The organism is Saccharopolyspora endophytica, from assembly GCF_018070075.1.
Taxonomy (GTDB): Bacteria; Actinomycetota; Actinomycetes; order Mycobacteriales; family Pseudonocardiaceae; genus Saccharopolyspora; species Saccharopolyspora endophytica.
In genome coordinates this window covers 1-19,828 of record NZ_JAGPXE010000009.1, presented here as the reverse complement: position 1 = coordinate 19,828, position 19,828 = coordinate 1, and the positions used below count along the sequence as shown (strand labels likewise).

The 19,828-nt window shown below is 71.1% G+C and carries 18 protein-coding genes; 5 read left to right on the top strand and 13 right to left on the bottom strand.

From position 1 onward, the window contains the following. Positions 1-158 precede the first annotated feature (158 nt). Positions 159-1,091, top strand: a complete 933-nt coding sequence (locus KBO27_RS20470; RefSeq protein WP_210971513.1) for an excalibur calcium-binding domain-containing protein — start codon at positions 159-161, stop codon at positions 1,089-1,091. On the opposite strand, the gene KBO27_RS20465 is transcribed toward KBO27_RS20470, so the two are convergent. The 12 genes from KBO27_RS20465 to KBO27_RS20410 form a co-directional block, all read right to left on the bottom strand. Then, positions 1,043-2,533 (bottom strand): flavin-containing monooxygenase, encoded by a 1,491-nt coding sequence (locus KBO27_RS20465; RefSeq protein WP_210971512.1) that lies wholly within the window; start codon positions 2,531-2,533, stop codon positions 1,043-1,045. The two genes, KBO27_RS20470 and KBO27_RS20465, sit on opposite strands and share 49 nt — an antisense overlap. Positions 2,534-2,663: 130 nt before the next feature. Next, on the bottom strand, positions 2,664-3,461 hold the full coding sequence (locus tag KBO27_RS20460) for an SDR family oxidoreductase (protein WP_246537680.1): 798 nt from the start codon (positions 3,459-3,461) through the stop codon (positions 2,664-2,666). Positions 3,462-3,682: 221 nt separating this feature from the next. Then, positions 3,683-4,444 carry an ATP-binding cassette domain-containing protein gene (locus KBO27_RS20455; RefSeq protein WP_210971511.1) on the bottom strand — a complete coding sequence of 254 codons (762 nt, stop codon included), beginning with the start codon at positions 4,442-4,444 and terminating at the stop codon, positions 3,683-3,685. Between the two features lie 4 nt (positions 4,445-4,448). Beyond that, entirely contained in the window at positions 4,449-5,438 is a 990-nt protein-coding gene (locus tag KBO27_RS20450) for an ABC transporter permease (RefSeq protein ID WP_210971510.1), read from the bottom strand. A 2-nt stretch (positions 5,439-5,440) separates the two neighbouring features. Further along, positions 5,441-6,442 carry a sugar ABC transporter substrate-binding protein gene (locus KBO27_RS20445; protein WP_210971509.1) on the bottom strand — a complete coding sequence of 334 codons (1,002 nt, stop codon included), beginning with the start codon at positions 6,440-6,442 and terminating at the stop codon, positions 5,441-5,443. Beyond that, positions 6,439-7,317 (bottom strand): TIM barrel protein, encoded by an 879-nt coding sequence (locus KBO27_RS20440; protein WP_210971508.1) that lies wholly within the window; start codon positions 7,315-7,317, stop codon positions 6,439-6,441. The genes KBO27_RS20445 and KBO27_RS20440 overlap by 4 nt, the downstream gene beginning before the upstream one ends. Next, complete coding sequence (locus KBO27_RS20435) at positions 7,314-8,297, bottom strand: Gfo/Idh/MocA family protein (protein WP_210971507.1); 984 nt, start codon at positions 8,295-8,297, stop codon at positions 7,314-7,316. Before KBO27_RS20435 ends, KBO27_RS20440 begins: the two co-directional genes overlap by 4 nt. 217 nt (positions 8,298-8,514) lie before the next feature. Continuing rightward, positions 8,515-9,357 (bottom strand): sugar phosphate isomerase/epimerase family protein, encoded by an 843-nt coding sequence (locus KBO27_RS20430; protein ID WP_210971506.1) that lies wholly within the window; start codon positions 9,355-9,357, stop codon positions 8,515-8,517. Beyond that, on the bottom strand, positions 9,354-10,475 hold the full coding sequence (locus tag KBO27_RS20425; RefSeq protein WP_210971729.1) for a dihydrodipicolinate synthase family protein: 1,122 nt from the start codon (positions 10,473-10,475) through the stop codon (positions 9,354-9,356). The genes KBO27_RS20430 and KBO27_RS20425 overlap by 4 nt, the downstream gene beginning before the upstream one ends. Positions 10,476-10,504: 29 nt before the next feature. Then, positions 10,505-11,653, bottom strand: coding sequence for a Gfo/Idh/MocA family protein (locus KBO27_RS20420; RefSeq protein WP_210971505.1), 1,149 nt, complete (start codon positions 11,651-11,653; stop codon positions 10,505-10,507). A gap of 72 nt (positions 11,654-11,725) precedes the next feature. Further along, the gene (locus tag KBO27_RS20415; RefSeq protein ID WP_210971504.1) at positions 11,726-12,733 is read right to left on the bottom strand and encodes a LacI family DNA-binding transcriptional regulator; all 1,008 of its coding nucleotides are present in this window, start codon (positions 12,731-12,733) and stop codon (positions 11,726-11,728) included. A 51-nt stretch (positions 12,734-12,784) separates the two neighbouring features. Beyond that, positions 12,785-14,164, bottom strand: coding sequence for an MFS transporter (locus tag KBO27_RS20410; protein WP_307870517.1), 1,380 nt, complete (start codon positions 14,162-14,164; stop codon positions 12,785-12,787). Positions 14,165-14,316: 152 nt separating this feature from the next. Here KBO27_RS20410 and KBO27_RS20405 point away from each other — a divergent pair, with 152 nt between their 5' ends. Together KBO27_RS20405 and KBO27_RS20400 are read left to right on the top strand one after the other, a co-directional pair. After that, entirely contained in the window at positions 14,317-15,408 is a 1,092-nt protein-coding gene (locus KBO27_RS20405; protein WP_210971503.1) for a Gfo/Idh/MocA family protein, read from the top strand. After that, the gene (locus KBO27_RS20400) at positions 15,396-16,193 is read left to right on the top strand and encodes a DUF6807 domain-containing protein (RefSeq protein ID WP_210971502.1); all 798 of its coding nucleotides are present in this window, start codon (positions 15,396-15,398) and stop codon (positions 16,191-16,193) included. The genes KBO27_RS20405 and KBO27_RS20400 overlap by 13 nt, the downstream gene beginning before the upstream one ends. A 248-nt stretch (positions 16,194-16,441) precedes the next feature. Here the strand turns inward: KBO27_RS20400 and KBO27_RS20395 are convergent, their stop codons facing one another. Continuing rightward, a complete protein-coding gene (locus KBO27_RS20395; protein WP_210971501.1) occupies positions 16,442-17,149 on the bottom strand; it encodes a GntR family transcriptional regulator in 708 nt (235 codons plus the stop codon). 97 nt (positions 17,150-17,246) lie between these two features. Here KBO27_RS20395 and KBO27_RS20390 point away from each other — a divergent pair, with 97 nt between their 5' ends. Together KBO27_RS20390 and KBO27_RS20385 are read left to right on the top strand one after the other, a co-directional pair. Beyond that, positions 17,247-18,578: an MFS transporter gene (locus KBO27_RS20390; RefSeq protein ID WP_210971500.1), complete on the top strand. Its 1,332-nt coding sequence runs from the start codon at positions 17,247-17,249 to the stop codon at positions 18,576-18,578. Further along, positions 18,575-19,591, top strand: a complete 1,017-nt coding sequence (locus KBO27_RS20385; RefSeq protein ID WP_210971499.1) for an L-idonate 5-dehydrogenase — start codon at positions 18,575-18,577, stop codon at positions 19,589-19,591. Before KBO27_RS20390 ends, KBO27_RS20385 begins: the two co-directional genes overlap by 4 nt. Positions 19,592-19,828: the final 237 nt, after the last annotated feature.

Sequence of the window (19,828 nt, the reverse complement as noted above, 5' to 3'; positions counted from 1 at the left end):
TTCTGCTCGGGTCGCATCGCGCACCCGTCCTCCGGGTCCGCACTGGTGAAGGTGTGAACGGTGTTGCTCCGGTGGGGTGGAGTTCCTGGGGATCTGGCCGCGACCACCTGATCGAGTGAGGGATCATCGTTGCGAACGCGAGCGCAGTGAGGGGTCCGATGTTCTTCGGGATCGTCCACCTGGTCGGCATGGTGGCGACGGTGGTCATGAGCGCGTTGCTCTGGCGGCAACGGGCCAGGCAGGGGCGCGCGTGGCCGTGGCTGATGGCCGGGCTGGTCGCGGGAGTGCTCTGGCCGGTGACGCTCTGGCCCGCGGTCGCGGCCTACTGGCACCGCAAGGGCGAGTCGGCGAAGGCCCCGCTGATCGCCGGGGCGTGCGCGCTCGGCGCGGTGATCATGCTGCTGGTGGTCGGCGGGCTGTCCGGGACGGACCAGCGGGCCCAGCCCGCGGGGCCGCAGGTGCTGCGGGAGCCGAGCTCGCCGCCGCCGTCGGTGATCACTCCCGAGCCGGTCCTCGCGCCCCCGCCGCAGCAGGACCGGGCGCAGGTGCGCGACGTCCTCGACGACGACCGGGTGCTGATCCAGGTGCCCGGCCGGGAACTGCAGGTGGTGCGCATCGCGGGAGTGCAGGCCCCGGCGGAGGGGGAGTGCTGGAGCTCCGAGGCCCGCGCGTTCGCCGAGGGCGCGCTGCGCGACGCGACGGTGCAGGTCACCTTCGGCGTCGGCTGGAGCAGCGGTCGCAGTCCCGAACCCGAGGTCTCGCTGATCCTCGCCGACGGCGCCGAGTACTCGTCGCTGGCCCTGCAGCAGGGCGCGGCTCGGCTCTACCCGCAGGCGTTCCTGGCGGAGGGGCTCACCTCGGAGCTCACCCAGGCCGAGGCCACGGCCAAGACCGCGGGCCGCGGGCTGTGGGGTCAGCAGTGCAGCGCGGCCCGAGCCGCGCCCGTGCCGCCCCAGGCCGAGGAGGTCCTGCCCGCCTACTACGCCACCTGCGAGCAGGCCAGGGCCGCCGGAGCGGCGCCGCTGCGGCGCGGCGACACCGGCTACTCGTCCACGTTGGACAGCGACGGTGACGGCATCGCGTGCGACTGACTCCGGCTGAACCGGAGGTCGCGGTCGCCGATCGGCAGGTGCCGCAGCACCAGCAGGTCGTGGAAGTAGTCCATCTTCACCCGCCACGGTGCCTTGACGTCCGAGCGCGGGAAGGCGTCGATGCCGCGCTGGACGTAGTGGGAGGTGAAGTTCTCGATCATCGGCCGCGCACCCCGGTTCGCCTTCACCGGAACGCACCGGTCGTGGCCGTTGCGGCACATCTCGCGCAGCAGCCGGACGACGAACTCGCCCACCAGGTCGGCCTTGAGCGTCCAGCTGTGGTTGGTGTAGCCGAAGGTGAAGGCCAGGTTGGGGATCCCGGACAGCATCGATCCCTTGTAGACGGTCGTCTCGCTCGGGGCGACCTCGCGGGCGTCGACGGTGAAGGTGATGCCGCCGAACGCGCGCAGCCGCAGCCCGGTGGCCGTGATGACGATGTCCGCGTCCAGCTCGGCACCGGAGCGCAGGCGGATCCCGGTCTCGGTGAACTCCTCGACGTGGTCGGTCACCACCGAGGCCCGCCCGCTGCTCAGCGCGTCGAAGAGGTCGCCGTCGGGGGCCAGGCACATCCGCTGGTCCCACGGGTCGTAGCTGGGGTTGAAGTGCGTGTCGACGTCGTAGCCGGCCGGGAGCCGCTCGGCCGCGGCCTTGCGGATCGCCTTGCTCATCCACGTCGGGAACGCCCTGCTGAGCCGGTACGAGCCCGAGCTGTAGAGGATGTTCTTCCAGCGCACGAGCGCGTAGGTCGCGCGGTCGCCGAGCTTGCCGCGCAGGCGCGCGAGCAGCGGGTCCCGTCCGGGCACCGACACCACGTAGCTGGGTGAGCGCTGCAGCATCGTCACGTGCGCCGCGTCGTCGGCCATCGCCGGGACCAGGGTGATCGCCGTGGCACCGCTGCCGATCACCACGACCTGCTTGCCCGCGTGGTCGAGGTCCTCCGGCCGGTGCTGCGGGTGCACCACGGTTCCGGTGAAGCGCTCGACGCCGGGGAACTCCGGCGCGTGCGGCTGCTCGTAGTGGTAGTAACCGGCGCAGAGGTGCAGGAACTTCGCGGTCAGCCGCACCTGGTCGCCGTCGTGCTCGGCCAGCACCGTCCAGCGCGCCTCGTCGCTGGACCAGGAGGCGCTGAGCACCCGGTGCCGGTAGCGGATCCGCCGGTCGATGCCGCCGTCCTCGGCGGTCGCGCGGACGTAGTCGCGGATCGCCGGACCACTCGCGAAGGACTGCGCACCGGGCCACGGCCGGAACCGGTAGGCCATGGTGAACATGTCCGAGTCGGAGCGAACGCCGGGGTAGCGGAACAGGTCCCAGGTCCCGCCGAGCGCATCGCGGGATTCGAGGATCGCGTAGTCCAGGCCGGGGAAGGCGGACTGGAGCTGGTGAGCGGCGCCGATCCCGGCCAGCCCGGCTCCCACGATCAGCACGTCCAGGTCATCACGCACGGCGGCTCCTTCCCGCAGCGGCGGCGCGGAACCGCGCGCGAGCCACGGGTCCCGCCCTGCACCCACCTCGAAATTACCGCCGGGTGCTCACCTCGGATACCGCGTGCCGGGTGGCGTTCGGGGGACCGCCTCAGGCCTCGACGTCCGGGATCGGCAACGGCATGTTCGGCGCGACCAGCCCACCGTCCACCGCCAGGACCTGGCCGGTGACGTAGGACGAGGCGGGGGAGGAGAGGTAGAGGATCGCCGCGGCGATGTCCTCCGGGACGCCGATCCGCCGCAGCGGGGTGTGGCCTTCCAGCGTCGCCTTCATCTGCGGGTCGGCGGCCACGACCTCCAGCGCCTCGGTGAGGATCGCCCCGGGTGCGACGGCGTTGACGCGGATGCGCGGGTTGAGGTCCGCGGCCATCATCCGCACCGCGTGGTCGAGCGATGCCTTGGCCGCGCCGTAGGCGAGGTAGCCGCGGCCGACGAGGTGCCCGGTGCTGCTGGAGACCATCACCACGCTCGCCGCGTCCGACCTCGCCAGGTGCGGCACGGCCTCGCGCACCAGACGCACCCCGTGCACGACGTTGTTCTCGAAGGACTTCCGCAGCGCCTCGTCGTGGGTGTTGGTGAAGGGCCGGGGCATCGATCCGCCGGTCACGCTCACCACGACGTCGATCCGGCCCAGCTCCTCGGCGACGCGGGCCACCGCCCCCGCCACGGCTTCGGGGTCCCCGGCGTCGGTGGGGATCGCCACCGCGCGTCGCCCCAGCTCGCGGATCTGCTGGGCCACCGCCTCGATCTGGTCGGGCGTGCGCGACAGCACCGCCACGTCCGCGCCGGCCTCCGCCAGCGCCAGCGCCGTGGCGGCCCCGATCCCGCGCCCGGCCCCGGACACCAGCGCGACCCGGCCATCGAGCCGGAACAACGGCAACGTCGCCAACTTCGCCTCCTCACCTCGTCCACCACGGGATTTCAGTGGAAACCCCACCCCCGATTTCAGTGGAGATCCGGCACCGGACTTCAGCGGAAACCAGGGACCCCGATTCCAGTGGAACTCGTGGACCGGGTTTCAGTGGAAATCGGGGGTGGTGGGGTCTCAGTGGAAATCTGGGTCAAGCAAGTGCTTGGTAGGGTATCGGGTGGAGGTGGGGTTGGCCAGGGTCAGTCGGATTCGAGTTCGCGGGTGAGGGTTTCGAGCTCCGCGCCGCCCGCCATCTGGTGGGTGAGGTGGTCGAGGGTGATGTCCTCCTTCTCGTGGCTGCCGAGGCTCCGTCCCCGCTTGAGCAGCAGGAAGCGGTCGCCGACCGGGTAGGCGTGGTGCGGGTTGTGGGTGATCAGCACGACGCCCAAACCCCGGTCGCGTGCCCGGGCGACGTGCCGGAGCACGATCCCGGCCTGCTTGACGCCCAGCGCGGCGGTCGGCTCGTCGAGGATGAGGACCTTCGCGCCGAAGTGCACCGCCCGGGCGATCGCCACGCACTGCCGCTCACCGCCGGAGAGCGTGCCCACCGGCTGCTCGACATCGCGCAGCTCGATGCCCATCTCGGCGAGCGCGGTGCGGGTGGTCTCCCGCGCCCGCTCGCGGTCGATCAACCCCCACCTACCGGGCTCGGAACCGAGGAAGAAGTTCCGCCACACGCTCAGCAGCGGCACCACCGCCAGGTCCTGGAACACCGTCGCGATCCCGCGGTCCAGCGCCTCCCGAGGCGAGCGGAACCGCACCGGCGACCCCTCGAACAGCAGCTCTCCGGCGTCGTGCTGGTGCGCACCGGCGAGGATCTTGATCAGCGTCGACTTGCCCGCGCCGTTGTCGCCCAGCACGCAGGTGACCTCGCCGGCGTTGACCACCGTCGAGACGTCCTCCAGGGCGGTCACGGTGCCGTAGTTCTTGCCGATGCCGCGCGCTCGCAGGAGCGGAGTCATCGCCTCACCTCCGTTGCCGTTCCGCGTGGCGGCGGAAGGAGTTGTTGACCAGCACCGCGCCGAGCAGCAGCACCCCGAGGAACAGGAAGAACCAGTCGTTGTCCCAGCGGGCGAACACGATGCCCTGCCGGACCATGCCGAAGATCAGCGCGCCGACGGCAGCCCCGATGGCCGAGCCGAAACCGCCGGTGAGCAGGCACCCGCCGATGACGGCGGCGATGATGAACTGGAACTCCAGGCCCACGCCCTGGTTGGCCTGCACGGTGGTGAACCGCAGGATGTTGATCGATCCCACTAGCCACCCGCACAGCGCGGTGGTCATGAACAGCCCGACCTTGGTGCCCAGCACCGGGACGCCGACCGCGCGGGCGCTCGCCGGCGAGCCGCCGACGGCGAAGATCCAGTTGCCGAACCGCGTGCGCAGCAGCAGGAACGACGCCACCAGCGCCGCCCCGATCCACCACGCGATGGAGATCTGGAACGACGTGCCGCCGATGTCCGCGGTGGAGGCGAAGACGAACCCGGCGGACTCGTAGCCGGGCGCCGAGCGGATGCCGGAGACCTGCACGGTCCCGGTGACCAGGCGCGTGACGCCGAGGTTGAGGCCCTGCAGCGCGAAGAACGTGCCGAGCGTGACGATGAAGCTCGGCAGCCCGGTGCGCATCACCAGCAGTCCGTTGAACGCGCCGACGAGCAGCGCGAACACCAGCGACAGCGCCAGCCCTGCCCAGACGTTCCACTCCAGCTCGGTGGCCACGATCGCCGTGACCAGCGCGGTCGAGGCGGTCATGACGCCCGCGGAGAGGTCGAACTCGCCGCCGATCATCAGCAGCGCCACGCCGACGGCCATGATGCCCAGCGTCGCCGAGTCGTCCAGCCAGGTCGCCGTCCCCAGCGGGGACAGGAACTCGTCGGTGACCAGCGAGAAGAACGCGAACACGACGATCGCGCCGATCACCGCGCCCAGCTCCGGTCGGGTGAGATGCCGGCTCATGCCTACCTCGTTCCGCGTCGCGCGTACTCGCCGACGACGTCCACGGTGGACTTGTCGACGAAACCCGGTCCGGTGTAGACGGGTTCGCCACCACCGACGGTGTTGGCGTTGTCCAGGAACAGCTTCAGGAACACCACCGGCAGGTAGCCCTGCTCGTACTGCTGCTGGTCGACGGCGAACAGCAGCTCCCCGGCCTGGATCGAGGCGACCACGTCGCCGTTGAGGTCGAAGGTCGACACCGCCGCCCGGGAGCCCGATTCGCGCACCGCGTTGACCGCGTTCGCGGCGACCTGCGGGTTGAGCGTGAGCACCCCGTCCACGGACGGGTCGGACTGCAACGCGCCCTTGATGCGCGACTGCGCGTCGGTCGGGTTGTTGATGTCGACCTGCAGGTCGATCACCTCGCCTGAGGTGAAGCCTTCCCGCGCGCCGTCGCAGCGCTGGGCGAGCGTCTCGACACCGGCCTGGTGGATCACGCACAGCAGCTTGCGCTTGCCCGCCTGCGAGAAGCGTTGCCCGGCAGCGGTTCCCGCGACCTCCTCGCTCTGCCCGACGTGGGTGATCGCGCCGAAGGCGGGGCTGACCTCCTCGCCGGCGTTGATGGTGATCACCGGGATGCCGGCGGCGACCGCGTTGGTCACCGAGGTCCGCATCGCCTCCGGGCTGCCGAGCGAGACCACCAGCCCGTCGGCGCCCTGGGCGATGGCGTTGTCCACCAGCTTCGCCTGGTTCCCGGGGTCGGGATCGGCCTGGTACTGGACTTCGACGTCCAGGTCCCGGCCCGCCTGCTCGGCGCCGTTCTGCACCACGTTCCAGAACGCGTCGCCGGGCGTGCTGTGGCTGACCACGGCGATGCGCAGCGGTCCGTCGCGGGTGTCGGCCTGCTGGTGCGCGCCCGGCAGCGGCCCGGACGCCTCGGGGCCGGTGCACCCGGCCAGCGCCAGCGCTCCGACCAGGAGCACCGGCAGCAACCGCGTCGTCGCGGGTCTGCGGTGTGAGGTCATCGGCCTTCCTGGATCCGGGAGAACACCTCGTCCAGGTGGACCAGGCTGCGCGCGGTGTTGCGCCGGGGGCCGCAGTCGTCGGAATCCGGCCCCAGCGCGGTGTCCTGCTCCAGCACGTACCAGCCGTGGTAGCCGGCCGCGCGCACCGAGCGGACCATCGCCTCGGTGTCGACGTCGCCATCGCCGAGCGGCACGAACAGACCGCGCGCGACGGCGTCGGCGAACCCCACGCGCCCGGCGCGGACCTCGGCGGCCAGATCGGCCCGGACGTCCTTGAGGTGGATGTGCCCGATGCGCGCGGGATGCCGCTCGGCCAGCGCGACCGGGTCCGTCCCCCCGACCAGCAGGTGCCCGGTGTCCAGGCACAGCGGCATCGGGGAGTCGGCGAGGAAGCGCTCGACCTCGGCTTCGGTCTCCACGTGCGTGCCGACGTGCGGGTGCATCGCGACGCGCAGCCCCTCGGCGGTGACGACCTCGGTGATGCGGCGGCAGGTGTCGATGAGCGTCGCCCACTGCGCGTCGTCGAGCTGCGGCCGTTCGTCGTAACCGTCGAGCCCGGTGGCCGCGGCGAGCACGACGATCTCGCCCCCACCGGCGGCGATCTTCTTCGCCGTCGCCGACGCCTCGGCGACGCTGCTCTCGGCTGCGGACGGGTCGTGCATCGGGACGGCGAGGAAGCCGCCGACCAGCTCCAACCCGTTCCTGCCGATGATGGTCGGCGGATCCGGCAGGTAACCGGGCGGTCCGAGCTCGGTGGCGTGCACGCCGAGCCCGGCCATCTCGGAGAGGACCCGCTCGGGTTCGAGGATCCGGCCCCAGCCGGGGACTTCGCTCACGCCCCAGGAGATCGGCGCGGCCGCGACCTTGAACGTCATGCGCCCACCTCCACCGGCTTGCCGATGCGCAGCGACTCCTCGCACGCCTCGGCCAGGCGCAGGCTGACCAGCGCCTCCCTCGGCGGTGACGGGTTCTCGGCCCGGCCGGCGATGACGTCGAGGAACACGCGGGTCTCCCGCAGGTAGGCGGCGTGGTAGCGCTCGGTGAAGGACGTCCAGGGCCGCTGCGGACCGGTGCCCGCGACGGTGTTGAGCGGGGTGCGCTCGTCGAGTCCGACGCTGAGCGTGTCGCGCGAGGCGAAGACCTCCAGACGGCAGTCGTAGCCCACCGGGTCGTGCCGGGCAGCCGAGAGCAGCGCGTGCGCGCCACCGGCGAAGCGCAGCGACACCACCGCGTTGTCCACGTCGCCCACCTCCCGGAACGCCTCGTCGACCAGCACCGATCCGGAGGAGTAGACCTCGGTGACCGGTTCCCCGAGCAGCCACGGCACCGCGTCGAGATCGTGGATCAGGCAGTCCCGGAACAACCCGCCCGAGGTGGCGACGAACTCCTTCGGCGGCGGCAGGTGGTCGTTGCACACCGCGCGCACCAGGTACACCGACCCGGCCGATCCGTCGCGCAGCCGCCGGTGCACCTCGGCGGTGTCGGGGTCGAAGCGGCGCTGGAACCCGACCAGCACCGGGACGCCGGATCTCTCGATCTCGTCGACCAGCGCCGACATCGTGGGAATGTCTGAGGCCAGGGGTTTTTCGCACAGCACGGGGGTTCTCGCGGCGAGCGCCGCGCGCACCAGGTCCGGGTGCGTGCCGGTCGGGGTGGCGATCAGCACCCCGTCGGCCGAGAGGAGATCGTCCACAGTGGTCACCGCTGTGGCGGGCGGGCCGAGGTCGGTGGCGGCGGCCTCGGCCCTGCCCGGTGCCGGGTCGAAGAGCAGCAGTTGGTCGATGTCGTCGAGCGCGGCGAGATTCGTGGCGTGCATGGAGCCGATCCGACCGACCCCGGCTACTCCGATCTTCATCTCGGCGAGGGCCTCGATTCGTCTAGAGGGACGCGTTGGCGCGGATCAATGCTGTGCGCTGCCTCACAACGATGTCAAGAGCCGTTCGCGCGAAGCGGTTCCGCGATGCATGTCCACTGTGGACGAGAGGTGGCCGGTTCGTCCCGGGTCGACGTGGGACGACAGGTGCGAATGTCCGGACAAAAGGTTGACGTGGGGTGTTCGGATCCAGTAGACGTTAGGTCAGATGCGGGAGGACGAGATCGCCGTAGCGGGCGATCATGGCGGAAAGGACCTGGTCGCCGGGCGAGTCCCAGATCTCGGCGTTGAAGATCTCCACCTCGACGTCACCGGTGTACCCGGCTGCGTCGATCATGCTCGTGATCGAGGCGAAGTCGACGACCCCGTCACCCATCATGCCCCGGGACAGCAGGGCGTCCCGGGCGATCGGGAGGACGAAGTCGCAGACCTGGTAGGAGGCGATGCGGTTCTCCCGGCCCGCGCGGGCGATGCCCTCGGCCAGCGCCGGGTCCCAGTGGACGTGGAAGGTGTCCACGACCACCGCCACCTGCTCCGCCGGGTGCGGAGCGGCGAGGTCCAGCGCTTGCGCCAAGGTGGAGATGACCGCGCGGTCGGCGCAGTACATCGGGTGCAGCGGCTCCAGGACCAGCCGCACGCCGTGCTCGCGGGCGAACGGGACCAGGTCCGCGATCCGCTCCGCCACCCGCGCGCGGGCACCGGCCAGGTCCCGATCGCCCTCCGGAAGCCCGCCCACGACCAGGACCAGCGCGTCCGTGCCGAGCGCGGCGGCCTCCACGATCGCCGCCCGGTTGTCGGCCAGCGCCGCCTGCGCGCCGGCCTCGTCGGCGGCGGTGAGGAAACCGCCCCGGCACAGGCTCGACACCCGCAGCCCCGCGTCGCGCACGAGCCTGGCCGACTCGGTCAGCCCCTCCTCGGCGACCCGGTCGCGCCACAGGCCCACCGCCGGGATGCCCGCGCGGACGGCGCCGTCGACCGCCTCCCGCAGCGTCCACCGCTTCGTCGTGGCGATGTTCAACGACAACCTCGTCTGATCGCTCACCGCTGCACCCCGCTCACCGCGAGGAACCCGCGCATCCGCTCTTCGGCCGCTTGCGGATCGACCAGGAGGCCGGCCCCGTCGGCGAGCCGGAACACCTCGGCCAGGTGCGGCACCGAGCGGCCCGCGTGCAACCCGCCCGCCATCGTGAACCCCGGCTGGTGGCCGTTGAGCCACGACAGGAACGCGATCCCGGTTTTGTAGTGGAAGGTCGGTGCCTCGAAGATGTGCCTGCCCAACGCCTTCGTGCTGTCCAAGAGGGACTGCGCGGTCGCGGGGTCGTCGCGGTCCAGCGCCTGGATCGCCGCGGAGGCCGCCGGGTGGATGGCGGCGAAGATCCCCAGCAGCGCGTCGGAGAACTCCCCGTTCGAGCCGACGATGAGATCCGGGTAGTTGAAGTCGTCGCCGGTGTAGAGACGCACACCCTCGGGCAGCTCCCGCCGCAGCGCGATCTCGTGCTCGGCGTCCAGCAGCGAGACCTTCACCCCGTCGACCTTCTCCGGCCGGGCGCGGATGATCTCCAGGAACGCCTTCGTCGCCACCGGGACGTCCTCGGTGCCCCAGTAGCCGCGCAACGCCGGGTCGAACATCGGGCCCAGCCAGTGCAGGATCACCGGATCGTCGGCCTCGTCCAGCAGCGACCCGTAGACCCACGCGTAGTCCTCGGGCGAACGGGCAGCCGCCGCCAGCGCGCGCGAGGCCATCAGGATCACCCGCGCGCCCGCGCCCGCCACGACCTCCGCCTGCTCCCGGTAGGCGGCGAGCACCTCCGGCAGCGTCGGGGTTCCGGTGAGGTGGTCGGTGCCCGCGCCTGCCGCGATCACCCCGCCGACGGAGCGGGCCTCGGCCGCCGAACGGCGCACCAGCTCGGCGGCTTCCCGCCAGCCGAGACCCATCCCGCGCTGCGCGGTGTCCATCGCCTCGGCGACGCCGAGCCCGTAGGACCAGACCCGGTGCCGGTAGGACAGCGTGGCGTCCCAGTCGATGTCGGCGGGCGCTCCCGGCACGTTCTCGCCCAGGGTCCTCGGAACCACGTGCGCCGCCGCGAACGCCGAACGCGACCGCAGCGGGCCCTCGGGCTTCGGCCACTCGCGCGGGGAGCCCGTGGTGTGCGGGACCATCCGACCGTCGGGGCGGGGGAGGAGCAGGCTCACGGCGCCACCTCGCCCAGTTCGACGCGACGGCCCTCGCGGGAGGACGTCAGCCCGGCCTCGGCCAGCCGAACCCCGCGCGCGCCCGCGAGGAAGTCGTACGGGTGGTCGCCGTCGTCGCACAGGTGCCGCAGGAACTGCTCCCACTGGGCCTTGAACCCGTTGTCGAACTCCTGGTTGTCGGGCACCGGCGACCACTGCTGCCGGAACGGCGTGGCCTCCACCAGGTCCGGGTTCCACACCGGTTTGGGCGTGTGCGCCCGGTGCTGCGCGACGCAGCGGTGCAGTCCCGCGACCGCGCTGCCGTGCGTGCCGTCGACGTGGAACTCCACCAGCTCGTCGCGGTGCACCCGGGTGGTCCACGAGGAGTTGATCTGCGCGATCACCCCGCCCGCGAGCTCGAAGATCCCGTACGCGGCGTCATCAGCGGTCGCCGCGTAGGCCTCGCCGCGCTCGTCCCAGCGCTGGGGCACGTGCGTGACGACCTTCGCCGTCACCGCTTCCACCCGGCCGAAGAGGTTCTCCAGCACGTAGTTCCAGTGCGGGAACATGTCGGTGGCGATGCCGCCGCCGTCCTCCGCGCGGTAGTTCCAGCTCGGCCGCTGCGCGGACTGGAAGTCGCCCTCGAACACCCAGTAGCCGAACTCGCCGCGCACCGACAGCACCCGGCCGAAGAACCCGGATTCGACCAGCCGGCGCAGCTTGAGCAGCCCCGGGAGGTACAGCTTGTCGTGCACGACACCGGTTTTCACGCCGGCCTCCCGCGCCAGCCGGGCCAGCCGCAGCGCGCCCTCGACGTCGTCGGCCACCGGCTTCTCGGTGTAGACGTGCTTGCCGGTCTCCAGCGCGCGGGTGATGGCGGGTTCGCGGACCGAGGTCAGCTGGGAGTCGAAGTACAGCTCGTCCGGCCCGGCCAGCGCGGCGTCGAGATCGGTGCTCCAGCGTTCGATGTCGTGGTTCTTGGCGATCTCCTGGAGCTTCTCCTCGTTGCGCCCCACGAGGATCGGGTCCGGCACCACCCGGGTGCCGTCGGAGAGCTCGACCCCGCCCTGCTCCCGGATGGCCAGAACCGACCGGACCAGGTGCTGCCGGTATCCCATCCGCCCGGTGACGCCGTTCATGATGACGCCCAGCCGTCGCTCGGCCATGCCGAACCCCCTCTGTGTGGAAAGCGCTTACCGAAACCGTAGGCGGAAGCGGGAGCCGGATGCAAGGGGGAGTCAGCGCCGCGGAGTGCTCTCGCGGACGATGACCTCACCGCGGACCTTGCGACGACGCGGTTTCGCGGTGGGGGAGGCGAGCACGAGGTCCAGCGCCTCGCGCCCCATGTCGGTCAGCGGCAGGCGAACCGTGGTCAGCGCCGGGGTGACGTCGCGCAGCGTCGAGATGTCGTCGAACCCGGCCACCGCCAGGTCCCGCGGCACGTCCACACCGCGCTCGCGGCAGGCCGCCATCGCGCCCATGGCCATCAGGTCGTTGATCGCGAAGACGCAGTCGACCTCGGCGCCGGAGTCCAGCAGCCGGTGCATCGCGCGGAAACCGCCGTCGCGGCTGAACTCGTCGGTCACCACCACCGGCTCGCCCGAGGGCCAGCCCGCGGTGAACCCGTCCCGCCGATCGCGGGAGACCAGCAGGTGCTCCGGGCCGGCGAGGATCGCCGGCCTCCGGTAGCCGAGCACGGCGATCTCGGCGGCCAGGTCCTGCGCGCCCCGGCGGTTCTCCACCACCACGGTGTCGACCGGCAACTTCGGTTCGCTGATGGCCACCACGCGACCGCCCGAGGCCACGAACGGATCGAGCTGGGCGGCCGTGTCCCGCAGGTGGGCGCGGTCGCTGGTGCGGCTCCCGGCGAGCACGATCGCGCGTCCGCGCTGGCGGCGCAGCGCTCCGAGCAGTTCGAGCTCCCGCTCGGGCTTGCCCGCCGTGCTGCACAGCATCACCAGCAGGCCCTGCTCCTCGGCGGCGTTGGCCAGACCCGCGGCGATGGTGGAGAAGTAGGGGTCGGAGATGTCGTTGACCAGCAGCCCCAGCAGGTCGGTGGAACCCCGGGCCATGGACTGCGCCTGGGCGTTCGGCGAGTAGCCGAGCCGGGTGGCGGCCCGCAGCACGCGGTCGTGCAGCTCGGCGCGGACCACCCGGTCGCTGCCGTTGAGAGCGCGCGAGGCCGTCGCGAGGGAGACGCCCGCCTCCTTGGCGACGTCGGTGAGGGTCGCTGCTCGTGCCGCCACGACGCTCCTTGTTCCTGGGGGAATGCGTTTCCCCAGGATACCGTCCGCCGATCAGCGCGCCTCGGAGCGCAGCCGGTCGAACTCCTCGCGCGGCACCGGCACCGCGTCCTTCTCGCCCAGCACCTCCAGGGGCACCCGGTGGGTCTCCCGCGCCGACCACGCGGCGAACGCGGCGATGACGTTGATGCCCAGGCACAGCCCGCCGACCACCAGCGGGACGTTCGCCGACCCCGGGGGAGCGGCGAGGGTGAAGATGCTGGGCAGGAACGCGGTGATGGTCAGACCGACGTTCTGCGCGATGGCGAAGCCCGTGACGCGGGTGCGCGCCGGGAACAGCTCCTGGTAGTACGCGGCGAAGGTGGCGTTGCAGATCTGGTAGAAGATCCCCCAGGTCAGGATCGCCAGCACGATGGTCAGCACCACGTCGCCGCGGCTCACCGACCACAGGTAGGCGAAGGACAGCACGCCCGAACCGAGCGCGCCGACGATCATCAGCGGCCGGCGGCCGAAGCGGTCCGACAGGCTCGCGAACCACGGGATGAACGGCAGCGCGACCAGGTTCGCCACCACCGGGATCCACAGGTAGACGGACGTGCTCATCTCGATGCCGTAGCCGGACTGCGTCGCGTAGGCGGCGCCGAACACCGACACCACCACGCCGATCACGTTGACCAGCGTCATGCAGATCGCCCGCAGCACGTCGGTTCCGCTCTCGCGCATGACCTGCACGAACGGCGCCCGCACCGGAGCGTTCTCGGCCTTGGTGAAGACCTCGGTCTCCTCGACCCGGCGGCGGATCACGTAACCGGCGAAGACCACCACCGCGCTGAGCAGGAAGGGAATTCGCCAGCCCCAGGAGTCGAAGGCCTGCTCCGACAGCACCGCCGACAGCGGCAGGAACACCGCCGCGGCGATGATCTGCCCCGCCTGCGTTCCGTGCAGGCTGAAGCTGGTGTAGTAGCCGCGCCTGCCGAACGGCGCGTGCTCGGCGATCATCGCGCTGGCGCCGCTGAGCTCACCGGCGACGGCGAAGCCCTGCGCGAACCGCAGCAGCACCAGCAGGACCGGAGCCCACAGGCCCACCTGGTGGTACGTCGGCAGCAGTGCGACGGCGAAGGTCGACAAGCCCATCAGCAGCATCGCCAGGACCAGCACGTTCTTCCGCCCGTGCCGGTCGCCGTAGTGCCCGAACAGGATCGCGCCGATGGGGCGGGCGACGTAGCCGACGGCGTAGGTGCCCAGCGAGGAAACCAGTGCCACGGTGGGGTTTCCGCTTGGGAAGAAGATGCTGGGGAAGATCAGCGCTGCGGCTTGGGCGTAGACGAACCAGTCGTAGTACTCCAGCGCGCTGCCGATCCATCCGCTGGCGGCGGCCCGGCGCGATCTGCTCCGGGAGTCGTCGGTGCGCTGTCCGCTCATGCGTGTTGCCACTTGTGCCCCCTCGGCACTCCGTTGTCCCGATCAGCCGGTAAGCGCTTTCCATCGAACAGCGCCCGTCGGTCGGTGTCAACCACTCGGCGGCCTATTGGAATGCGCTTTCCTGGTGGTTACCATGCGCTGGAGCCGAGGACTTGCGAGGGACGATGAGCGCTGCGACGACCGTCGTGCTGGCCGGCGTGCACGGGCACGGTCGGTGGCACCTGCGCAACGTCGGGGGGACGCCCGGCGTCGAGCTGGTCGGCATCTGCGATCCCCGCCCTCCGGAGGTCGACCTCGGTGTTCCGGTGGAGCCGGAACTGCCTGCGCTGCTGGAGAAGACGCGGCCCGACGTGACGATCGTGTGCACCCCGATCCACACCCATTCCGAGTTGGCGCTGACCGCGGCGAGGGCGGGTTCGCACGTGCTGCTGGAGAAGCCGCCGACTCCCACGCTCGCGGAGTTCGACGAGCTCGCGGCGTCGCTGGCGACCACGGGTCGCGCGTGCCAGGTCGGTTTCCAGAGCCTCGGTTCGCACGCGCTGTCCTACGCGCGGGAGCTGCTGGCGGGCGGGGTGATCGGGGAGCTGCGGGGGATCGGAGCCGCGGGCGCCTGGCAGCGCGACGCCGACTACTACGGCCGCGCCAGCTGGGCCGGGCGCCGCACGCTGGACGGCGTGGCGGTGGTGGACGGCGCGCTGACGAATCCCTTCGCGCACGCGATCGCCAACGCCCTGGTCATCGACGGGGTTTCGGCGGGCGAGGTGCCGCGCGAGCTGTCGGTGGAGCTGTACCGGGCGAACCCGATCGAGGCCGACGACACCTCGTGCCTCCGGCTGGTGACCGCGCGCGGCACGCCGATCACGGTGGCGGTGACGTTGTGCGCGGATCGGGTGGTCGAGCCGTACCTGGTGATCCACGGCGCGAAGGGCCGGATCGTCCTGGAGTACCGGGAGAACCGGGTCCGGCTGGAAACGCCGGACCGGGTGGAGGTCACCGAGCACGCGACGACCGATCTGCTGGCGAACCTCATCGCTCACATCCGCGACGGTGAACCGCTGCTGGTCCCACCCGAGTCGGCACGACCGTTCATGCGGGTGCTCGAAGCGGTCCGTCTGGCGCCCGACCCGCGCGAGGTTCCGTACTCCTACGATCCCGGCCGGCGCCTGCGGGTGATTCCAGGAGTGTCGGAAGACGTTGTGCGATCGGCTGAGTCGTTGAGGATGTTGTCCGAAATGGATGTTCCGTGGCTGAAGTGATCCGGATCGGCGGTGCCGTCGTCGCCGAGCGCCGCTCCGGTGCGGAGCTGCCCCCTCGTCTGGGGCCGCGCCCGCACCTGCACCCGATCCGCACCCTCGCGGGGCGGGTCGTCACCGACACCTGTCCGGACGACCACCCGTGGCACCTCGGGTTCTCGGTGGCGCTGCAGGACGTGGAGGGGTGGAACTTCTGGGGCGGCCCCACCTACGTCCGCGACGCGGGCTACGTCGACCTCGACGACCGCGGCCGCATCGAGAGCACCGCGCTGACCTGGTCTGACGCGGGTTTCGACGAGACGTTGAGCTGGTGCACGCCCGCCGAGACGCTGCTCCGGGAATCCCGGCGGGTGCGCGCCCGACCCGCGCTCCGCGGCTGGCAGCTCGACGTGGCGACGACGCTGACCAACGCCACCACCCGTCCCGAAGCGCTGGGCAGCCCGGCGACCAACGGGCGCCTCGACGCCGGCTACGGCGGCCTGTTCTGGCGACTTCCTCAGGCGGTGGCGCCCCGGGTGTTCACCGCGCAGGGGGAGGGAGAGAGGTCCGTGCACGGATCGACGACACCGTGGCTGGCCTGGACGGACCGGGACTTCACCCTCGTGTTCGCCGGTGACGACGACCCGTGGTTCGTGCGCGTCGAGGACTACCCAGGAGTCGGCCTCCAACTCGCCCCGAACAACCCGATCCGACTCGAACCCGGCGAACCACTGACCCGAAACCTGAGAGTCCTCATCACCGACGGAGTCCTCACCCCGACGGAGGCCGAGACCTGGGCGACCGCCTGAGGTGGCGCTGTCCACCTCTCCTCTGCCGCATCCCGCCCAAACCGGGACCTCCGGCTGTCAATCCATCCAGAAGCGGCGGGCCAGTTCAGCATGGGATTCCGGCGGGGCCTTGTTCGCCATCCGGCGGGAGGGGTGCGGGCGCCAGCGGCTCGAATGATCGAAGTTCCGATGCGCACTTGGCTGGAATGCGTCAGCTGGGAGCGGGTACCGCGCCGCCACGACATGAATTTCTCCGTGCCGGCCTCGGGTCACTGCCAGACGATGACGCTCTTGCGGACCGGGGTGGCGGCTTCTTCCGAGGCGAAGAGGTCGGGTTTGCGGTTGCGGAGGTGTTCGATGTCGGCGAAGACCGCGCGGAGGTGGGTGCGCATGGTGGCGCGGGCGCGGTCCAGGTCGTGGGCTCGGATGGCGTCGAGGATGTCGACGTGCTGGTCGGCGTAGACCTGCGGCGGGCTCGATTCGAGACCGAGGCGTCGGGCGCGGTCGAGGTGGCCCTTGGCCGAGACGACCGTGGGCCAGGCGCGTTCGTGGCCGGACAGGCGCAGCAGTCCGCGGTGGAACTCCTCGTCCAGGGCGAAGAACTCCTCGACGTCGATCTCGGGTGAGCGCTGGCGGGCCAGGTTGTCCTCCAGCTCGGCCAGCAGCTCGGCGTCGAGGTCGGCCGGCATGTCCTCCAGTGCTGTGAGCTCGACGGCTTCGCGCAGGAACTGGGCGTCGGCGACCCGTTGCGGGTCCACGCGGGAGACGAACGAGCCGATCTGCGGGAACACCTGCACCAAGCCCTCTTCGGCGAGCAGGATCAGCCCCTCGCGCACCGGCGTGCGGCTCACTCCCAGGCCGGTGGCCAGGTCTTTCTCCGACAGCGCCTCGCCGGGCTTGAGCTCCAGGGTCAGCACCTTGCGCCGCAGCGTCTCGTAGATGACTCGGCGGTTGGAGCGCTTCCTGGATTCGGGCACGGGGTCAGACTAGACGAGGGTTGACCCGGCTGATCGGTCAGTGCTTGTATACCAGCACTGCCACATCAGTCGGCGGCGTGGAGCAAAGGAGCGCACGATGACGGACAGCACCCAGACGGCGGGTGCCGTGAGACGTTCTACTCGCGAGCTGAGCAAGGCCGCCGTGTCGGGTTGGCTGGGTACCGCGATGGAGTTCATGGACTTCCAGCTGTACTCGCTGGCGGCGGCCATCGTGTTCAACAAGATCTTCTTCCCCGACGTCAGCCCCGCGATCGGGCTGATCGCGGCGATGGCCACCTACGGCGTCGGCTACGTCGCGCGGCTCGTCGGAGCCTTCTACTTCGGGCGGATGGGCGACCGGATCGGCCGCAAGAAGGTCCTGTTCCTGACCATCACGATCATGGGCGCGTCGACCACGCTCATCGGCGTCCTGCCGCCGTACCAGACGATCGGCATCGCGGCGCCGATCCTGCTGGTCGCGCTGCGGCTGGTCCAGGGCTTCGGCGCGGGTGCCGAGATCGCCGGGGCGACGGTGATGCTCGTCGAGTACGCGCCGGTCAAGCGCCGCGGACTGATCTCCTCGCTGGTGTCGCTGGGGACCAACTCGGGCACCCTGGCCGCCTCCGGGCTGTGGGCGTTGCTGCTGGTGGTGCTCTCGGAGGAGCAGGTCATCGCCTGGGGCTGGCGGATCCCGTTCCTGCTGAGCTTCGTGCTGCTGCTGTTCGGCGTGTGGATGCGGTCGAACCTCAAGGAGAGCCCGGTCTTCGAGGAGCGCGAGGACGTCGAGCCGAAGGCCGAGGGCGCCATCGAGTCCGGTCTCAAGCAGCGCAAGGGCAGGGCGTTCCTGCTCTCGCTCGGGCTGCGCTTCGGCCAGGCCGGCAACTCCGGTCTCGTGCAGACCTTCCTCGTCGGCTACATCGCCTCCTCGCTGGCCGTGAGCCGATCGGTGCCGACCAACGCCATCGTCTACGGCTCGCTGCTGGGCTTCGCCACGATTCCGCTGGTGGGACTGCTCGGCGACCGCTTCGGCCGACGCCCCGTCTACCTCGCGCTGAGCCTGCTGACCGCGATCATCGCGGTGCCGATGATGGCCACCATCGCCAGCGGGAACACCGTGATGCTGACGATCGCGATGGTCCTCGGCCTCAACATCGGCGTGCTCGGCCTGTTCGCGGTGGAGAGCGTCACGATGGCCGAGCTGTTCGGTTCGCGCACCCGGTTCACGCAGCTGGCGGTGGCCAAGGAGATCGGCGGCACGCTGGCCACCGCGATCGGCCCGGTCATGGCGGCGAGCCTGACCGCGTGGACGCAGCACTGGTGGCCCATCGCCGCGATGCTCATCGTGTACTCGCTGATCACGCTCGTCTCCGCCTGGGTGTCGCCCGAGACGCGTGGCCGCGACCTCGTCCGACTGGAGGACGCCCTGTGAAAGCCGTTGTCGTTCACGGAAACCGCGACGTCCGCGTCGACGAGGTCCCGGACCCGGTGCCCGGTGAGGGCGAGGTGCTGCTGGCGCTGGAGTGGGGCGGGATCTGCGGATCCGACATCTCCTACTGGCGCCACGGCGGCACCGGCACCGCCGTCCTGCGCCACCCGATGATCCTCGGCCACGAGGTCGCCGGACGGGTCGCGGGGCTCGGACCTGGGGTTTCCGGTGTGGAGGTCGGTCGGCCGGTGACCGTGCACCCGGCCGAGCTGGTCGGCGAGCACGCGTACCCGGAGGGGCGCAGCAACCTGCACCCGCACGTCCGCTACTTCGGCTCGGCGGCGTTCGACCCGCACACCGACGGCGGGTTCAGCGAGTACCGGACGGTCCCGGTGGGGCAGTTGCGGCCGTTGCCGGACGGGGTGTCCACGCAGCAGGGCGCGCTCGCCGAGCCGCTCGGCGTCGCGCTGCACGCGGTGAGCAGGGCCGGATCCTTGCGCGGCAGAACGGTTCTGGTCAACGGCGCCGGGCCGATCGGCGCGCTCGTGGTCGCCGCGGCGAAGCACCGGGGTGCGTCCGCGGTGATCGCCGCGGACCTCGCCGCCTCCTCGCTGGAGATCGCCAAGCGCATGGGAGCGGACGAAACCCGCGACCTGTCAACGCAATCGCTGCCCGAGGACGTCGACATCTCCTTCGAAGCCTCCGGCTCACCGGCCGCCATCGGTCCCGTGCTGCGCGCGACCGCCCGCGGCGGAACCGTGGTCCAGGTCGGCAACCTCCCCGGCGAGCCCGCTCCGGCGGCGCTCGGCGACCTGGTGACCCGCGAGATCACCTGGACCGGCTCCTACCGCTTCGCGGATGAGATCACCGACGCCCTCACGGCCCTGGCCGAGGGCCTGGACGTCAGCCCCCTCATCACCCACACCTACCCCCTGACCGGAGCCGCCGAAGCCCTCGCGGTCGCCGCCGACCGAACCACGGGCAGCAGCAAGGTCCTCCTGCGCCTGAGCGAGTGACCCGGGCACCCACCCGATTCCCACACCACGCACCCTCCACCGCCGAACGACCCGACCTCGACACCCCCCGCCCCCGCTGACCTGCGGCTCCGGTCATGTCCCCCCGATTTGGGTCTTTCGCAGGAACGGTGTTTCCAGCGTGTTGATCAGTAGGTTTCGGCGTCCGGCCAGCGGTCACCGAAGGTGATGGCGAAGGCGTCGAGGACTGGCTTCCAACGTATCGTCCATCGGGTGCGG